The organism is Puribacter membranae (assembly GCF_055380425.1).
This window is the reverse complement of sequence record NZ_AP040167.1, coordinates 684,364-702,159: the sequence shown is the minus strand read 5'-3', so window position 1 is coordinate 702,159 and position 17,796 is coordinate 684,364. Positions and strand designations below refer to the sequence as shown.

The 17,796-nt window shown below is 44.2% G+C and carries 18 protein-coding genes and 2 pseudogenes; 18 read left to right on the top strand and 2 right to left on the bottom strand.

From position 1 onward, the window contains the following. Nucleotides 1–35: 35 nt before the first annotated feature. The 6 genes and pseudogenes from ACZ41M_RS03430 to ACZ41M_RS03405 all read left to right on the top strand — a co-directional run bounded on the left by ACZ41M_RS03430 (nucleotide 36) and on the right by ACZ41M_RS03405 (nucleotide 6,871). Nucleotides 36–1,147 (top strand): annotated as a pseudogene (locus ACZ41M_RS03430) (IS3 family transposase). Nucleotides 1,148–1,447: 300 nt separating this feature from the next. Next, entirely contained in the window at nucleotides 1,448–2,380 is a 933-nt protein-coding gene (locus ACZ41M_RS03425; RefSeq protein ID WP_464730311.1) for a ParA family protein, read from the top strand. Further along, a complete protein-coding gene (locus ACZ41M_RS03420) occupies nucleotides 2,370–3,962 on the top strand; it encodes a ParB N-terminal domain-containing protein (protein WP_464730312.1) in 1,593 nt (530 codons plus the stop codon). The genes ACZ41M_RS03425 and ACZ41M_RS03420 overlap by 11 nt, the downstream gene beginning before the upstream one ends. 15 nt (nucleotides 3,963–3,977) lie before the next feature. Beyond that, nucleotides 3,978–4,541 carry a hypothetical protein gene (locus ACZ41M_RS03415; protein WP_464730313.1) on the top strand — a complete coding sequence of 188 codons (564 nt, stop codon included), beginning with the start codon at nucleotides 3,978–3,980 and terminating at the stop codon, nucleotides 4,539–4,541. 12 nt (nucleotides 4,542–4,553) lie between these two features. Continuing rightward, entirely contained in the window at nucleotides 4,554–5,321 is a 768-nt protein-coding gene (locus tag ACZ41M_RS03410; RefSeq protein WP_464730314.1) for a hypothetical protein, read from the top strand. A gap of 11 nt (nucleotides 5,322–5,332) precedes the next feature. Next, entirely contained in the window at nucleotides 5,333–6,871 is a 1,539-nt protein-coding gene (locus ACZ41M_RS03405; protein ID WP_464730315.1) for a hypothetical protein, read from the top strand. A gap of 864 nt (nucleotides 6,872–7,735) precedes the next feature. Here ACZ41M_RS03405 and ACZ41M_RS03400 read toward each other — a convergent pair. Further along, nucleotides 7,736–7,858, bottom strand: coding sequence for a hypothetical protein (locus tag ACZ41M_RS03400; protein WP_464730316.1), 123 nt, complete (start codon nucleotides 7,856–7,858; stop codon nucleotides 7,736–7,738). Nucleotides 7,859–8,021: 163 nt separating this feature from the next. Next, a pseudogene (locus ACZ41M_RS03395) lies at nucleotides 8,022–9,133 on the bottom strand (IS3 family transposase). A gap of 317 nt (nucleotides 9,134–9,450) precedes the next feature. Between ACZ41M_RS03395 and ACZ41M_RS03390 the strand changes: the two are divergent. The 12 genes from ACZ41M_RS03390 (at nucleotide 9,451) to ACZ41M_RS03335 (ending at nucleotide 17,793) form a co-directional block, all read left to right on the top strand. Further along, nucleotides 9,451–10,590, top strand: a complete 1,140-nt coding sequence (locus ACZ41M_RS03390; protein WP_464730317.1) for an AcaB family transcriptional regulator — start codon at nucleotides 9,451–9,453, stop codon at nucleotides 10,588–10,590. After that, nucleotides 10,583–11,134: a hypothetical protein gene (locus ACZ41M_RS03385; protein WP_464730318.1), complete on the top strand. Its 552-nt coding sequence runs from the start codon at nucleotides 10,583–10,585 to the stop codon at nucleotides 11,132–11,134. Before ACZ41M_RS03390 ends, ACZ41M_RS03385 begins: the two co-directional genes overlap by 8 nt. Before the next feature lie 161 nt (nucleotides 11,135–11,295). Further along, entirely contained in the window at nucleotides 11,296–11,805 is a 510-nt protein-coding gene (locus tag ACZ41M_RS03380; protein ID WP_464730319.1) for a single-stranded DNA-binding protein, read from the top strand. Nucleotides 11,806–11,876: 71 nt separating this feature from the next. Next, the gene (locus tag ACZ41M_RS03375; protein WP_464730320.1) at nucleotides 11,877–12,221 is read left to right on the top strand and encodes a hypothetical protein; all 345 of its coding nucleotides are present in this window, start codon (nucleotides 11,877–11,879) and stop codon (nucleotides 12,219–12,221) included. A 6-nt stretch (nucleotides 12,222–12,227) separates the two neighbouring features. Then, nucleotides 12,228–12,407, top strand: coding sequence for a hypothetical protein (locus ACZ41M_RS03370; protein WP_464730321.1), 180 nt, complete (start codon nucleotides 12,228–12,230; stop codon nucleotides 12,405–12,407). A gap of 247 nt (nucleotides 12,408–12,654) precedes the next feature. Continuing rightward, nucleotides 12,655–12,978 carry a hypothetical protein gene (locus tag ACZ41M_RS03365; RefSeq protein ID WP_464730322.1) on the top strand — a complete coding sequence of 108 codons (324 nt, stop codon included), beginning with the start codon at nucleotides 12,655–12,657 and terminating at the stop codon, nucleotides 12,976–12,978. After that, a complete protein-coding gene (locus ACZ41M_RS03360) occupies nucleotides 12,975–14,900 on the top strand; it encodes a DNA topoisomerase 3 (RefSeq protein ID WP_464730323.1) in 1,926 nt (641 codons plus the stop codon). The genes ACZ41M_RS03365 and ACZ41M_RS03360 overlap by 4 nt, the downstream gene beginning before the upstream one ends. Before the next feature lie 18 nt (nucleotides 14,901–14,918). Further along, nucleotides 14,919–15,263 carry a hypothetical protein gene (locus ACZ41M_RS03355; RefSeq protein WP_464730324.1) on the top strand — a complete coding sequence of 115 codons (345 nt, stop codon included), beginning with the start codon at nucleotides 14,919–14,921 and terminating at the stop codon, nucleotides 15,261–15,263. Between the two features lie 21 nt (nucleotides 15,264–15,284). Continuing rightward, nucleotides 15,285–15,521: a DUF7446 family protein gene (locus ACZ41M_RS03350; RefSeq protein ID WP_464730325.1), complete on the top strand. Its 237-nt coding sequence runs from the start codon at nucleotides 15,285–15,287 to the stop codon at nucleotides 15,519–15,521. 49 nt (nucleotides 15,522–15,570) lie between these two features. After that, on the top strand, nucleotides 15,571–16,647 hold the full coding sequence (locus tag ACZ41M_RS03345) for an IS481 family transposase (RefSeq protein WP_464729930.1): 1,077 nt from the start codon (nucleotides 15,571–15,573) through the stop codon (nucleotides 16,645–16,647). A 190-nt stretch (nucleotides 16,648–16,837) separates the two neighbouring features. Further along, entirely contained in the window at nucleotides 16,838–17,074 is a 237-nt protein-coding gene (locus ACZ41M_RS03340) for a hypothetical protein (protein ID WP_464730326.1), read from the top strand. 137 nt (nucleotides 17,075–17,211) lie between these two features. After that, nucleotides 17,212–17,793: a hypothetical protein gene (locus ACZ41M_RS03335; protein WP_464730327.1), complete on the top strand. Its 582-nt coding sequence runs from the start codon at nucleotides 17,212–17,214 to the stop codon at nucleotides 17,791–17,793. Nucleotides 17,794–17,796 lie beyond the last annotated feature (3 nt).

The following is a 17,796-nucleotide window of genomic DNA, read 5'->3' as shown; positions in this document are numbered from 1 at the left end:
GTAGAACCCTTTAAACTAACCCAAAGGAGTTTTACATGAAAGTATCCAAATTCAGCGACAGCCAAATCGCCAGCATTCTAAAACAAGCCGAGTCAGGCGTACCCGTACCCGCACTGTGTCGTGAGCATGGCATCAGCAGTGCCACCTTCTACAAATGGCGCAGCAAATACGCAGGCATGGACGCAAACCTCATGAGCCGCCTCAAAGCCTTAGAAGCCGAGAACACGCGCCTGAAAAAACTCTATGCCGAATCCCAGCTGCACACCGACATCCTCAAGGAGTGCCTTGCAAAAAAGTAAGCGCGTCATCTCGTAAAGAGATGGCGCAACAACTGCACAACGATAAAAACATCAGCATCCGTGCGTCCTGCGAACTCATGAGTATCTCAGAAAAACGCTTTCGCCACATCCCAACGCGCGCGCAAGCCAACGCCATGATAGCCGCTAAACTGATCGAGTTGACCACCACCAAAGGACAAAACACATGGGGCTTTCGATTATGCTACCTGCACATCCGCAACGTCTTGGGCTGGAAATACAACCACAAACGCATCTACCGCATTTACTGCAAACTCGGGCTCAACTTGCGCCTGATTCCCAACAAACGCCTTGACCGAGAAACACCGCAACCACTCGAAGTGCCCGACGCAATGGATGTGACGTGGTCAATCGACTTCACCCACGACAACCTCGAGGATGGGCGCAGCATCCGCTCATGCAACGTCATTGACGACCACAACCGAGAAGGGTTGTTGGCAGAAATCAACTTCTCAATCCCCGCAACCACGCTGACGCGCTATCTCGACCAACTCATTGAATGGCGTGGTAAACCTCAAGCGATACGCTCGGACAACGGCCCTGAATTCATCAGCCACCACTACCAACAATGGGCGCAAAAGCACGACATTAAACTGCTCTACATCCAACCTGGAAACCCACAGCAGAACGCCTACATTGAACGCTTTAACCGAACCATGCGCTATGAATTGCTCAATCAGACATTATTTGAGTCACTCGAACACGCTCAAATCGAGGCGACACAGTGGCTGTGGTGTTACAATAACAACCGTCCTCATATGTCGCTCGGTGGATTCACTCCAGCGCAAACGCGTATGATGGCTTTAACAAACTCACGCGTCCTGCACTAAACGCAGGACTTGTGTTGATTCTACTTTTAGATGCCGCCCTTTTAGGGGGTATTACCTCGTGGCTTTGATAATATGCCGCAAGAAACGCGCAATTACATCAAACAAGTCACTCGGTTACGCGCGTATTACAATTAACGATCGGCAAATGGAATGGTGAAGTCTACGAGCTGATTTCAGAGAATTAAAAGCGCTTAATATTTTTATTCTTTTTATTTAACATAATACTAATTATGCGAAATTGATTTAGAGGGAAAGAGGGGTGGTAATGGCGGACTTTTAAGGCTTTGATGGAGATTGTGAATGTATACGATTGGAATTGTTTCAACCAAAGGTGGTGTTGGTAAAACAACACTTGCTGCAAACCTTGGGGCGATTTTAGCGGACTTTGGTTTGCGTGTGCTGTTGATCGATACCGATCCACAAGCCAGCTTGTCTAAATATTTTGCATTGCGACATCAAGCTGAGCTCGGTTTGGTCGATATGATTAACGATGCTGAATTGAGCGCATTGAAAGTATCGGATACGGTTTTACCCAATCTACATATCGTTTTATCAAACGACTCAAGCGGCGAAATCCAGCAAACGTTACCACAACGCATTGATCGCGGTGCCCGTATTAAGCACGCACTATTTAATCCATACGTTTGTGATAACTATGATGTAGCGATCATTGATACTCAAGGTGCCGTTGGTGCATTACAGGATGCCGCTGTTTATGCGTGCAACGACCTATTGTCGCCGATTTCACCCGATATTCTTTCTGCGCGTGAGTTTCAAGCTGGAACGTTAGAAATGCTGGAGCGCCTCGATGCCGGTCGAGCAATTGGATTGATCCCAGGCAATATGAAGGCTTTGATTTACAAAATGGATCAGACTAAGAATGCCAAGGCAATCGCGGCTGAAATCAATCAGTCATTCATGGCATTTAACGGCAAAGTTCGTATGCTGGAAACCATGGTACGATCAGCAAAAGCTTATACCGAAGCCGCTACTCAGCGGATTCCGGCTCATTGTCACGAAGTCTTTTCTGCGGCAAAGTCCGATTCTGCCTACCTAACGATGCACCACCTTGTTTGGGAGTTATTCCCCAACTTCACCGGTGCGTACACCCGTTGCTTTGGTAATCTCAGTCAATCAGAAGTTGATGCAATTGCTGCTAAAGACAGCATGAATCCAAACAACCAGTGTGACATTGTTGCAAATGCGTGTGCGGAGGCCGAACATGCCGTTTGATCCAAGCAAAGCAACCGCCACTCCTCCATCGGTAAAGTTTGGTGATCTGGATGTAAGATCATCTTTAGCCGTTGAGAAACCGGCACAAGGCAACCCACATGGTACATATAACCATGATCGTTTGGTTTTGGTGCCGATTAATCAAATTGATCGATATGAAGACAATCCACGTCGCCGACGCAATAAGGATGAATGGATCGCATTCAAGGAGTCTGTGAGATCAGTTCATATCAAACAACCCATTAAAATTACTCAGAAGCCAGGCTCTTCACGGTACCAGATTATTGAAGGCGGCAATAGTCGCCATGCGGCATTAGAAGAGCTGTTTGCTGAAACCGGTGACGAAAAATTCTCGGTCATCCCTACCCTATTCCAAGCTTGGGACGATGAAGCCTTCCAATCAGTGAACGTTTTATTGGCGCATATCATTGAGAATGAAATGCGTTCTGAAGTACTGTTTTGGGACAAAGCACAAGCATATTGTCATGCGGCAGATTTATTGGGTATTGCCGAAGAATCGGCGAGAAATATTTCTGATTCCTTTAAACAAAAAGGGGCGGCAGTATCACATTCAAAAATTGCAGAATTCGTTTTTGCAAACAACAAACTACGTGAATTGGGGCAACTGTGCTATGACTTGTCGGGCTCCAAGGTCATTGAATTACGTAAAACCTACAATGATTTGTTGAAGTTGATTGAGACAAAACCTGATGATTTCAGTGAGTTTTGGGAATCAACGCTCGATGCTTATGCCGGTACGCAGTCAACTGATAATGAAGTTGAACCAACCTTAAACATCACCAGCTTAATCAAATATATCAAACAAGCATTCTTTGAGCGTTTCCCGGAAGCGGCCTCCGCATTGATACAAAAAACAAGTCGTTTGCCTTCAACCGATAACAATAAACAGTCAACTGGCGCAACCGATGTTTCTCAAAAAACGGAGACTGAAGGCAACGATTCAAACGGACAAAAGGATGTAGTTTCTGACGCGGCAGAGCAAGGTTTAGGATTCGAGGACTCAAACGCGTCACTTGGACAAGATTTTGGTTCAACCGATGGTTCTAATGCGAATGACGCTACATCAATTCAAAATTGGGTAGCCTCAATTCAGAACGACTCTGTAAACCTTGACGATAAGACATTGCATGAACAAATCATGGATTTGTTGAATCATTGTCACATTGGCCATTTGTTCAGAGAAATTCCTGCTTCGCCCTTCCAATTTTACATCGAATTGCCTGAATTTACGAGTGAGGAGCAATACGATGGTGAATATTATCCTTTGGATGCCATACATCAGGATGCTCGTGATGTGTGGTGGCTGCTAGCCAATATCAGCAATCAGTTGGATGTGACAAATGATGTATTTATGACAATCCCTAACGAGTCGTTTTTTATGCAGACTTTTATGGATACAGCGATTTGGCAGGGATATGTGAAGTCTCATCTGGGCGAAGCCACACCCTTTGCATTGGAGAACTGGTTGACATATGGTGGTGATGAAACTCTGATTAGCCTTCTACTAGCGGTATTAAAGCAAATTCGCATCATCCACAATGAAATGAATTTTGGCTCTTAAAGTAAGGAGTATCTTGTGACGAAACCTATTCAGCCATTTGATATTGACGATAAAACCCTACTTGGTTTGGCTTTGACAGAGGCCATCAATACCAAAGGGCACTCATTAAATATTGATCCCTCGGTAAAGGACAAAGTAAGAGATTTGGCATCACTTCCTTTCAATAAAGCAGTTGATATCGCATCAGAATCACTTGAACTACACGTCTCATTAAATGAGGTTGCATATCAAACGGCCATGAGAAAACATCGAATACTCAATTCTGAACAGGAATACTACGAGTGGATGATTTCGGTTGGAGCTAGCAACACTTTACTGAATATTTTGTTTCCTTCAATTTCGAATAGCACAACAAACGCTAATTATCGACGTGCGCTTGGCAAAAATGTAACTTTTGCAAAAGTTCAGCTGATCAATGACACGACAATTACTGAGTCAATTGCCAAACAATATTTTGAGTTGATGAAGCAGATCAAGCTACAGCCATACGAGCGAATTCGTGAACTGTACTTGCATTATCAAGGCAAGTACAACTTGACTCAATTGTATGCTGTACTCAAAGAATATGATCAGATTTGAAAGTGATATTTTATGTACAACGACCTTCAACTTGCCAATGCAATGGCACATTTTTTCAAAGAACCCATTTGCTATAACGCTATCTTTGCTCGTGCTTTGGCTTCGACCAAAGCCGCAATATTGGTGGACTACATTCTGAAGCGCAAGTCACTTGGACTGCCCTTCCCTTCAATCACTGATATTCAGAGTGATCTGCACTTCAGCACGCATGAAGCCAAAGCAACATTGCTTAAGCTTGGGAAGAAACGGATCATCACCATCCAGGACGGCATTCGCAGTTTGGATCCATTTCATGTAGAGACTCTGACTGTTTTGGCAGAGCAAGCGCACTATGCCAACAGTCAGTTGTCATTTGACTTGTTGACATCGGTTGATATCAACCGATTGCATCTGCAAACGCTCAAGTCGCTGGGAGGGAGTATTAATTCGGCAATTTTACTGTCTTTTCTGCTTGATTCCCTCCCCGAATCAGATCGTATTGACTCGGGTAAATTGCATTCGGAATGGATTCAATCTCAAGATTCTCTGTGGATTTCTATGTCTGGTATGTCGGCCAAAGAGATTCGCAGTGCCAAGCAGTTGCTACGCAAACTGAAACTGATTGAAATGAAGAAAGTCGGTTTTCCGGGCCAACTGATGATTCGCTTGAATATTGATCTGCTATGCCAAATGACATGGGAATTCACCGAGAAATACGACAATTCCCTTTTTCTCTCAAATAAGGTGACACAACCGGTGTGGAGTGAGCCATTCAATCAAACCATCCCAATGGCCATGTAATCGGACTGAATATGAAAACTGATTCGAGACTCTCGATCTTCAAACACGAACGACGTGGTGTGAATGTCAAACAGCAACTGCAAGTTGATGTATTGAATGTGGTGCGTGGTGGCAAGGCTCAACATCTATGGCGTGATCTGCAAATGAATAACCGCCCTATTGCTATTTATAAAGGGCTTGTTGATCGTTTGGGTTGTGTTAAATCTGCATTATTGCTGTCACAGATGATCTACTGGACACGCAAGGGTGTAAATGTTGAGCGTGATGATGGCTGGTTCTTTAAAACCGTTGAGGAGATGATGTTTGAGACCGGCTTAAGTCGTAAAGAACAATTGACCGCAAAAAGCAAGCTTAAAGCATTGGGCATTTTGGATTTCAAAATGGCTGGTGTACCGGCTGTGCCCTACTATCGTCTTAATTTGAAAGGTTTGACTCAGTTTGTGGTTCAGTCCTTTGAAATTAGAACGAAAGCGGATTCATTGACCTTGTCTGATATTCGTGCAGTACATGGTGTGTTTGAAGAGTTTTTGTCCCAACGACTGCCCTACCATACAATTCTAGCCAATATTGCCGGTGGTATTAATGCCGGGCTAATGTTGTCCTTCCTCTTCCAAAGTTTGTTCAATGGATACAGCCAAAAGGTTCAAGGGTTCGTCACCAAGTCAATTGAGCAATGGCAACAACAAACCGGACTGTCATACAAGGAGCAACGTAAGGCTCGTGAGAATTTACTGCATCGTGGCTTGATTAAAGAGCGTCATTTTTATCTGTCACGTGAAATATTCACGGAGATTCAATTCAATCAGTGTTTCAAAGCATTTGAACAAATCTCGGCTATGCGGGTTGAATATGTAAATAGAAAGGTAGAGCAAAAAAGGGCGTCTCTGGATGCAAAAAAGGGCGTCTCTAGCCGTACCGAAAGGTCAAATACTGCTGTACCGAAAGGTGTAATACAGTCGTACCGAAAAGGCGAATACAGCTGTGCCGAGAGGTCAAATACTGCTGTACCGAAAGGTCAAATTCAAATATATAAAACTACTAAAGGCAATACTACCTTAGAAAATTACATAGAAAAACCACAACAACATCAATGCCCTGACGACTTGAAACCAAGTCAAACTGCAAATGCAGCTGTGGTTGTGGTGGATTGGAACGAACTCAAAACCCAATTGCATTGGCCGAACTGCCTCAAAGATCCTGATGATCAAGCCGTTGTACTGAACCACTTGATGAACAATCAACAGAGAATTGATGCTCCAGCGATACAAATGATTCTGGATGAAGTGTCTGGCATTGAGTATTCAGGTAAGCCGATTCATAACCCAATACGATACTTTGGGAGATTATTGAGTCTTTACCTTATGAATCAGTTTGTGCCGGAGTTAGCGCATAAAGTCAGAAAACGACGTGAAGTGCTTGAACTGCGTAAGGCAGTTGCGACCAAACCTATTGAGGTTGAACGTCAGGTTGTGAGTAAAGAGGTATGGCGTAGAAATATGGATCGTGTACTTCAGATCCAAAAGCATGGAGGTTCGAGCCGTATCACTTAGTTTGACCACCTCAGAGTCTTGCGAATCTGTTCCGAGCAGGTGGACGTTGAGTGATTAAGTTAAATACTGTTTAGATTTTAGTATCGACCAAGACTTGAACAATGCCGGTCATGAACAGAGCAGCGATGACAAAGCCGGTGATTGCAACAGTTTTAAAAGTGGTTTTAGTAGTTTTGAAGTTTAACGGGATGGGTTGTTGTAAAGCCCCTTTACAGTTTGGAGCCGAGAGCGAACGGGATGGGTTGTTGTAAAGCCCCTTTACAGTTTGGAGCCGAGAGCGAACGGGATGGGTTGTTGTAAAGCCCCTTTACAGTTTGGAGCCGAGAGCGAACGGGATGGGTTGTTGTAAAGCCCCTTTACAGTTTGGAGCCGAGAGCGAACGGGATGGGTTGTTGTAAAGCCCCTTTACAGTTTGGAGCCGAGAGCGAACGGGATGGGTTGTTGTAAAGCCCCTTTACAGTTTGGAGCCGAGAGCGAACGGGATGGGTTGTTGTAAAGCCCCTTTACAGTTTGGAGCCGAGAGCGAACGGGATGGGTTGTTGTAAAGCCCCTTTACAGTTTGGAGCCGAGAGCGAACGGGATGGGTTGTTGTAAAGCCCCTTTACAGTTTGGAGCCGAGAGCGAACGGGATGGGTTGTTGTAAAGCCCCTTTACAGTTTGGAGCCGAGAGCGAACGGGATGGGTTGTTGTAAAGCCCCTTTACAGTTTGGAGCCGAGAGCGAACGGGATGGGTTGTTGTAAAGCCCCTTTACAGTTTGGAGCCGAGAGCGAACGGGATGGGTTGTTGTATTTTAGGTTTCCACCTCAGAGTCTTGCGAATCTGTTCCGAGCAGGTGGACGTTGAGTGATTAAGTTAAATACTGTTTAGATTTTAGTATCGACCAAGACTTGAATAATGCCGGTCATGAACAGAGCAGCGATGACAAAGCCGGTGATTGCAACAGTTTTAAAAGTGGTTTTAAGTAGTTTTGAAGTTTTACTGTCCATGGTGGACTCCTTTCATAAAAGTGGAACGGTTAAGAATGTGTGCAATCAGTCTGTGAAACGTACTGCACATATATTAAGTATAACACGAAGTTTGGAGTCCACCGCCCGGTAATACCCCCTAAAAGGGCGGCATCTAAAAGTAGAATCAACACAAGTCCTGCGTTTAGTGCAGGACGCGTGAGTTTGTTAAAGCCATCATACGCGTTTGCGCTGGAGTGAATCCACCGAGCGACATATGAGGACGGTTGTTATTGTAACACCACAGCCACTGTGTCGCCTCGATTTGAGCGTGTTCGAGTGACTCAAATAATGTCTGATTGAGCAATTCATAGCGCATGGTTCGGTTAAAGCGTTCAATGTAGGCGTTCTGCTGTGGGTTTCCAGGTTGGATGTAGAGCAGTTTAATGTCGTGCTTTTGCGCCCATTGTTGGTAGTGGTGGCTGATGAATTCAGGGCCGTTGTCCGAGCGTATCGCTTGAGGTTTACCACGCCATTCAATGAGTTGGTCGAGATAGCGCGTCAGCGTGGTTGCGGGGATTGAGAAGTTGATTTCTGCCAACAACCCTTCTCGGTTGTGGTCGTCAATGACGTTGCATGAGCGGATGCTGCGCCCATCCTCGAGGTTGTCGTGGGTGAAGTCGATTGACCACGTCACATCCATTGCGTCGGGCACTTCGAGTGGTTGCGGTGTTTCTCGGTCAAGGCGTTTGTTGGGAATCAGGCGCAAGTTGAGCCCGAGTTTGCAGTAAATGCGGTAGATGCGTTTGTGGTTGTATTTCCAGCCCAAGACGTTGCGGATGTGCAGGTAGCATAATCGAAAGCCCCATGTGTTTTGTCCTTTGGTGGTGGTCAACTCGATCAGTTTAGCGGCTATCATGGCGTTGGCTTGCGCGCGCGTTGGGATGTGGCGAAAGCGTTTTTCTGAGATACTCATGAGTTCGCAGGACGCACGGATGCTGATGTTTTTATCGTTGTGCAGTTGTTGCGCCATCTCTTTACGAGATGACGCGCTTACTTTTTTGCAAGGCACTCCTTGAGGATGTCGGTGTGCAGCTGGGATTCGGCATAGAGTTTTTTCAGGCGCGTGTTCTCGGCTTCTAAGGCTTTGAGGCGGCTCATGAGGTTTGCGTCCATGCCTGCGTATTTGCTGCGCCATTTGTAGAAGGTGGCACTGCTGATGCCATGCTCACGACACAGTGCGGGTACGGGTACGCCTGACTCGGCTTGTTTTAGAATGCTGGCGATTTGGCTGTCGCTGAATTTGGATACTTTCATGTAAAACTCCTTTGGGTTAGTTTAAAGGGTTCTACTTTTAGGTGCTGGCTTTTTTAGGGGGTATTACCGCCCTACTCTTTAGGACGGTGCTTAGATGGTAGTCGTAGATTGGTTGGATGATTCCGGAGTGTAGGATCAGGCCAACGATGAAGGCTCGGAAAGTTAAGTGTGTTTGGTCAGTTGCAATGGTTGTATAAGTGGTGTAACAAATCTGTTGTTTTGTATGAAGTCGTAGGTAAACCAAATCTGTTCAGACTAAAGCATTTAATGGGTAAGGGGCAGTTGGTTGGTTCAATTTGAATGAAGTTGAGGAAAGCATGAAAGATAATCGTTTGCAGGTATTTCTTGAGCCGGGGAGCATTCCGTATCGGTCCAATACAACAGCTACGGACTTTGCTGTTGATGAAGATTCTCCATTCTCAGATCAGTATGATTGGATGCAAGAAGAGCAGATTATCAAGCAGATTTTGGAATCAAAAGTTGATCCATCACTTGAGGATAAAGAACGCATAAGCGAATATGAGAAGCGTGTGAGTTCTTTAAAGATTGTGTTGTTCCGATATTTAAAAGACAACAAGATGATTTCTCCTCGTATGTCTTTGAAGAATATGAACCTTGACGATTACGTTATCTCTGCTCAAGAGAAAAGTCAAGGTCGTCCGCGCTTGGGTAAATTAGTGCCTGTTAGCAAGACTGAGCTTTGGTTGCATACAGGTGAAGCGGTGAACCTATATACCGGATCCTATTTAACAGAGAAAGGTAAAGGTCAAGGCTCTGTTGGTTGCGAACAAGCATGTACGCAGATCAGTGCGTTGTTTTTTTCAAATCGTGTCGCGAATCCATATGTGGATCAGACTTTAATATATTTGGAGCGTAAATTAGCTAGTGTTATGCAAAGTCTGGATCAACGGATCAACAACATTCGCCGTCAGATGTCGGAGTCGGCTGAGTCGGGTTTTGTGTTACAAGAAGTTGAAAGCACAAAACCCAAGTGCTTTCAGATCGACTTTAATTGCCCGTATGCGATCCAGTACACACACTTGGTTCATAAGTTTGATGACTATAACCGTCTGTTGTTTGCATTGCTCTTCCAGGGCGCTTTAACACGCGATCAGGCGAATAAGCAACGTAAGGAAATTCAAACCTGTATGCGTACCTTATTTTATGACACTCATGTGCAATCGAAGTTTTTATTCAAGGATGGATTCAATAAGAAATTGCATTATGGCAACTGGCTTGCGGCGGATGATGCAATGATTCAAACTTTTGCAAAGATCGCAGCAGCTGGGTATCAAGTGATTGAGGATGACATACTGACGCGCAAAACTCAACCGAAATTTTCAGTTGGAAATCCAACGGGATTTTCTGAAGCGGATATTAAGAAGCTATTGGATGTGAATAACAAGATTCGCCTATCTGTACAAGCATTGGAACAAAGCGAGGCGAAAAATGTTTGAGTCACGGGAAGACTATATCTTTCCAGATCACCACGGATTGCTGGTTCAAAACGATCAATCTATTGAGTTCAAAAAATCAAATACGGTGTATCAAGAACTGATAGTTCGCTTGGAAAACCAGAAGAAGATTGATCTGTTGGTGAATGATTTTGTGGTCTGGGGTAATGAGTTGTTACAACGTCATATTGGCCCTTCTTATCCAATGCAGCTCAAGCGGATTGCGCGACCTATTGAAGCGTCATACATCAATGCTCATTTGAGTATGGAAGAGCCGGTTTTGAAATATCAGATCACATGGAAGACGCGTGTTAAGCCTGTGAAGATGATTTCCACGGCACAGGTATTTTCCGAGCTTGTTAATCGGCGGTTTTCAATTGAAGAGCGTTGGCTGTATTGGTTCATCGAACGGCAACGTATTTTGGTCATGAGCCGTGTGAATGAAGTGAAGGAATCCTTGCTATTGAAGGCAACCGAATACGATAGTTTGCAATCGGTCGATGATTCATTGCCGTTTAAGCCTACATGGTTGCATTTCACAGCATGAATCCTTATGGGTTCAATTTTGAATGGTTTTCGTAATATTGCTGGAGGGGTTATGAATTTAATGATTAAGGTATTCCGTCTTGTGATTGCAGTAGGAGTAGCTGTAGCGTTGACGGGATGTAACGGTACATTACGTTTGATACCAATGCTGTTTTAATTTCAATGAGCGAACGCAGTCATTCACAACAGTTGGCTGCAAGTAGCTCACCAATTTTATATCGCCGTAATGCGGCATTTTTTGAGGAGTGGGAAATGGGTGTTGAAAATCATGTGAGTTTGATTGGCCATTTAGGTCGTGATCCTGAGAAAGCTATGGTTGCTGGGACTGGGGTGATGGTTGCAACATTAAACGTTGCGACCAACTTTTTTTACAAGAACAAAACAACCGGTGAACGACAAACCGGTACTGATTGGCATCGTGTAGTGTTCTTTGATAAGAATGCGGAAAATGCACTTGACCTCTTAAAAAAGGGTTCGCATGTGGCACTTACGGGTCGATTGCGTACACGCAAGTGGACTGATTCAAAAGGTGTGGATCGCTGGACAACGGAAATTATCGGTGATGAGTTCCGCTTGTTGGATAAGAAGGAAGTCGGTAATTCGCCTGAAGACGTGGCCGCTGGTACTGGGTATGAGATCCCAACACCGGAATCGGATGATATTCCCCTGTAATGTGTATGCTCATGGCGATAAGTAATGACTATTGCCATGGGCTTTTATTCAAATATTAAGGATTTGAAACGATGACGAAGTTGCAGAACTCGGCGATAAAGAGGCTGATAAAGACAAATAAAATCCTTGCCGTAATGTTCTTGGTACAAACCGTGATCTTTATTGGTGGGTTAATTGCTGGGGCTTTACATTGGATCAACGCTTTAATTGTTGCTGTACTTCTGCTCTTGAGTTGGGCTTGTTGGTGGTTTATGCAGTTCAAAGCCAAGGTTACATTGGAGCAGATCGGAATTGCAAATATTCAGTTGGTTGGAGCTCAGATGGGCGAGGAATGGCGTGATCGTGTTTGGCGCGACGGTTATATGACGATCGCTGAGTGGAGCAAGTCCTGTAGACAGGCTGGAATTGAGTTCTGAAGTTTGATGAGCAGAGGTGATTGGATGGACGTGAGTACTTCGGAAAAGCTATGGATTTGGAGCAAGGCATTACTGGTTGAGGTTTTAGCCATTGCATTTAAAGTCGGTGTGTTTGGTTTTTGTATTTTTATGTTGCTGTATTGGGTCAAGGCGTTGGTATTGGCGGGTTTAGGGATCTCTCAATAAGGTATGTATTTGAAAATTAATTGGAAATAAATAATGAATGTCAAAAAACTGTTGATGAGTTTCTTGAAGGCTATATGGAGAACTGTAGTCATATTATTTTGCTTGAGTTTAGGGCGACGGTACAACAACATGTTGAATGGTTTTGGTGCATTCTTGACAGTAAGTTTGTTCTTTTTGATTATTTTTTTTGAAATATTTATTGAAGCTGCATTCAAAAGGTTTCGTCAGAAAAATAAGGAAAACTTAGATGAGTAACAATACAAAGGCATCAGTTAAGGTTATGTTGGGTTGGGTTGTAATATTTATTTTATTCGCTTGTATCTATGGTGTTGGGAAACTACGCCAATATCTGGAACTGAAGTTTAATGGGGGCTATGAATACTATATGCTTCCACCAAGCGGTATGTTTCATACACCAGTAGATGAGTCTATTTTAGGGGGCATGGCCAGTGGTTTATTCAGCATTTTGACGTTAATCGTGATCATTGCTCTATTCTTTGCTTGTTCTTCTGTCGCGTACAAAATTGGAAGCGACCTGCTGAGTATTTTTTTGAAGCGAGATAAGCAATGAAATTGTTCATCTGCGAAAAACCGGCTCAAGCTCGTGACATTGCACGTGTGCTCTTTGGCAAAGACGTTCGCAACCAAGGGTTTTATTACGAGCAAGGCAACGTTTGCGTGACGTATGCCGTGGGTCATATTCTCGAAATGGCGATGCCGGAGGATTACATCGAGGGTTTGAAATATTGGGATATTGATGCGCTACCCTTGATTCCGGAAAAATGGAAAATGAAAATTGCCCATGGTTTTGACAAGCATGTCGCTGCCATTCGTGGTTTGGTTAACCGTTGTGATTCAGCTGTGATTGCGACTGATGCTGGGCGCGAAGGTGAGTTGATCGCTCGTTCGATATTGTACTTTTGTGGGTTTGATCCCAAGCGTAAGAAGCTGGAACGCCTGTGGATCCAGTCTTTGGATGATAAGAGTATTCGTGAAGGTTTGGCAAAACTGATTTCTGCGGAGCTGAAGGAAGGCTTGTATTGGGCAGGTTTGGCCAGACAGCGGGCTGATTGGTTGGTTGGGATGAATTGCAGCCGTGTGTTCACAGCGGCTTATAAAGATCGTTCACAGTCAACGGCCAAGACAGATGATAACGCGAAGAACAAACCCAAAACGAAGAGCGCGGCGTTTTCTGTGGGTCGGGTACAGACCCCTACCCTTGCTTTGGTGGTGCGCCGAGATCAGGCGATTACCAACTTTAAGCCCAAAACCTTCTACACCATGGTGGGTACATTCAAACACGCGAATGGTGAGTTTGCAGCACAACTCAAGCTCAAGGACGATTTACTGGATGTAGATGGTCATTGTGTCGATATGAAGCAGCTGAATGCGGTCGCCGATAAGTGTCGGAATGAAGACGGCGAGATCGTCGAAGCGATCACCGAGGCGAAGAAGATACTGGCTCCCCTGCCCTATGATTTAGCAGCATTACAGCAGGAGGCCTCACGCAAACTAAAGATTAGCGTCAAACAGGTGCTGGATGTGGCGCAAGTGCTGTATGAGAAGCACAAGATCATCAGTTACCCACGCGGTGATTGCCAATACTTAGATGAAAACCAGTTCTCTGAAGTCACGGATGTGGTCGGTACTTTGGTGCGTATGGATCCCAGTTTGTCAGAGCTTGTGCCAAAACTGAATTTAAATCGTAAGGGTCGCGCCTGGAACAGCGCTCAAGTAGCAAAGCATGATCACCATGCGATCATACCTAAAGCTGTGGATGGTAAGTTTGATTGGTCTGTACTGAGTAAACAAGAACTGGCAGTATTTAAGTTGGTTCGTGATCGGTATTTGATGCAATTTGCACCGGACTATGAGTTTGATGCAACTCGGATTGTGGTTGGATGTGTGGGTGAGACGTTTCTTGCGACAGGTAAAGTTGAACGGGTGATTGGTTGGAAAGGTCTATTTCAAACAGATGAGGATGAGTCCAAATCCAAGAATGCAGACAAAGAGCCTGAGCAAAAATTGCCTCCAGTTGCGCAAGGTGACGCCGTTCGAAACGTAGGTTGCGACATCAATACCGGCAAAACCACAGCACCCAAGCCATTTACGGAGGCCACTCTGCTTGAGGCGATGATCAATATCGCGTCCACGGTGACTGATCCGGTGATGAAGAAGATTCTGAGTCAATCCAATGGACTGGGGACACCGGCAACACGCGCGGGAATATTCGAACGGCTTTATGAGATTGATGCCCTGCAACGTCAGGGAAGCAAAATTGTCTCTACCGCCAAAGGTCAGATGATGATCAACAAACTATCAGCTGATGCAAAGACTGTATCTCTGACCCAGCCGGAAACAACGGCTCTGTGGGAGTTTCAGCTCGATCAATTGGCCAAAGGCACCAAGAATATGAGTTATGAGCGGTTTATGGGTGAACTGGAGAAGGCGGTCAAGGTTTGGGTGGAACATGGGAAGTCATTGGTTAAATAACAAAGGAAGGAATTTACTATGAGCAATTTAGTTGAAAACAGCGTTATCTTTTGGGGATTATTGGCACTATTTGTGGTTTTAGCAATTGCCATTATTCGGCAACCAGACATTAATATTCCGGCCAAGGTCACGATAATCATTCTAACCGCATCTGTTGTCAGCTGTTCTCTTTTGATAAGAGATATTGTCCAGTCAAAAAAATTGGACAAGTTGAACTGGAAGTCATTTGTTCAGGAACACAATTGTAAGGTGGTTGAGCGAGGTGTTCTGACAGGAGGAGTTTTTCAATCAGTACAAACAGGATGGTTGTGCGACGATGGTGTGAAGTATTACAAACCGGAGTGGTTTGAAATCCAAAAATGAATGGTTAGTAAGGAAAATGGCATGGGAACACAACTTGATAAACGATACGGTATTGGGGTTTCACCAGGCTCTGGGATTATTTACGTCGGCTTGACAGCCAAAGATAATCCAGGGCTTTTAGAGAAGCAAGACGTGACTTGGGAGGCTTGTAAGGCTGTTTCACAGCACTTGATGATTCAAGACTCACATCGATTTGTGTTTCAAAACGAAGGTAAGCAGTATGAAATGATGATTCGTGAGCTTAACTGTATTAGTTAAGACTTAATCTGACGTTTTGTTTATCATATAGGAAACAAAGGAGTCAGAAATGAACACTCAATCAAGTCACAAGATTATCAAAAATAAATTAGGTTTGCTCAATTTAGCCCAAACTTTGGGCAGTGTCTCAAAAGCCTGCAAGACGATGGGATTTAGTCGAGACAGTTACTATCGGTTTAGAGATTTGTATGAGCGCGGAGGTGAGGCGGCGTTACAAGAAATCAGTCGCCGTAAACCGATACTCAAGAACCGTATCGACCCGTCAATAGAAGAAGCGGTGGTCAACTTCGCCATAGACAAACCCGCGTATGGACAGCACCGAGTGAGCAATGAATTACGCAAAGTTGGCGTATTTGTTTCAGGTGGTGGCGTTCGTTCCATTTGGTTACGCCATGACTTAGAAACCTTCCAGAAGCGACTCAAAGCATTATCAGCCAAAATCGCACAAGACGGCATCATACTCACAGAAGACCAACTGTTTGCACTCGAACGTGCTCGCGAAGAGAAACAAGCGCATGGTGAAATCGAAACCGAACATCCAGGCTATTTGGGTTCGCAAGACACCTATTACGTCGGCACGATTAAAGGCGTGGGGCGGATTTATCAACAAACCTACATCGACACTTACTGCAAGCTGGCGATTGTCAAACTGTATCAACAAAAACACGCCATTACTTCGGCTGATTTGCTTAATGACCGTGTGATACCGTTCTATGAGGCGCACGACATACCGCTGTTACGCATCCTTACAGACCGAGGCAGTGAATACTGTGGCAACCGAGAAACGCATGAGTATCAGTTATATTTGGACTTAGAGGACATTGAGCACACGCGTACCAAGGTCAAGCATCCGCAAACCAATGGCATTTGTGAACGTTTCCACAAAACCATACAAAACGAATTCTACGCCACCGCATTTCGGCGTAAAATATACAACAGTTTGGAAGAGTTACAAGTCGACTTGGACGCATGGGTGCTGGATTACAACGAGCAACGAACCCACTCAGGGAAGCATTGCTTTGGTAAAACACCCATGCAAACTTTTTTAGATAGCAAACATATCGCTATCGAGAAACAACTGAATCGGACATTTCAGACAACCGAGTCAGTTTTAGCGACAGCCTAATAACTGTCTGTCAGGTCAAGTCGTGGCTACTACAACTAATACGGGTCGGTCTTCATTGGTATCAACACAATACCCTGCCTCCATTTTCTCTCTTGGCTGATGATGCAGCGACGGTCTGGAAATGGCTTGAATCAACTGGTGTCGTTCAATGGGCGCAATCTCAATTACAAAATCTACTTGGAGCACACAAATGAATGGATTGATTACCCTCTTAACTCTCGTATTACTGGTGATGTTGGTTGTAGTCGTTGCTCGTCATTTCGCTGGAAAGTCAGCTTCAGAGCAGTTGGTTAATATGACACGAAACACGCTGGACGAGCCCTCACAACAGCGCTTTGATGCTTTGGTCGAGCAATTCAAGAAGAATAACCAGAATCAGCTGAAGATTCGAGATTTGATGATGCTCAAGAAGCAGGCTCGTCAATAATGACCGAGTAATGGATCAAATTAATTTTTTGCAAAAAATCTGATTTTTTTTGGAGTTTCGATACAATTGATTTTGCGGAAGTTAAAAATCTTTCGCTACAGACATGTCTCATTCATGATCTTGATGAGAGGAATCTAATGATCCATTACACATATGCAGTAAATGCACTAAATATAATCAAACAAAAAAAATATTTTGTAATTCACGAACGAGGACATGTGGATTACGGAATGAATTTTGTAGGAATATCTGGGAAAGTGGAGAATCTTCAATTAGACAATAAAACCGCAGAGTTGCACTGTTGCTGGCTAGGGCCAATAGATCTTTCACAAAAGCCACCACATGTAGATGTTGGAAGTTTTAATAGTATTACGGGTGGTACTCTATATGACTACGATGGCTCGATCACTAAATTTAATAATAAAGACCCAAAATATTTATTGCCTCCTGAGTCAAATGGATTAATTATAAACAAAGTCGTAATTAGCGATAAAGATCTGACATCTGCATGGGCGAAAGTTCACGGAGGCTTTTTTATAAGAAATTTTCATGAACTGCCACTTATAAATCAATATTGCAATTGTAAAGCCAAAAAGTTTATGGCCGATTTGAACAGTGACTGCGCAGATGGAAAAATTAAAGTTTGCGTTGTGAAAGGCGAGGTAGATGATCGTAAAAACTATCGTTCACGTAAGAACATAGTTTCGCAATGCAACTAAATT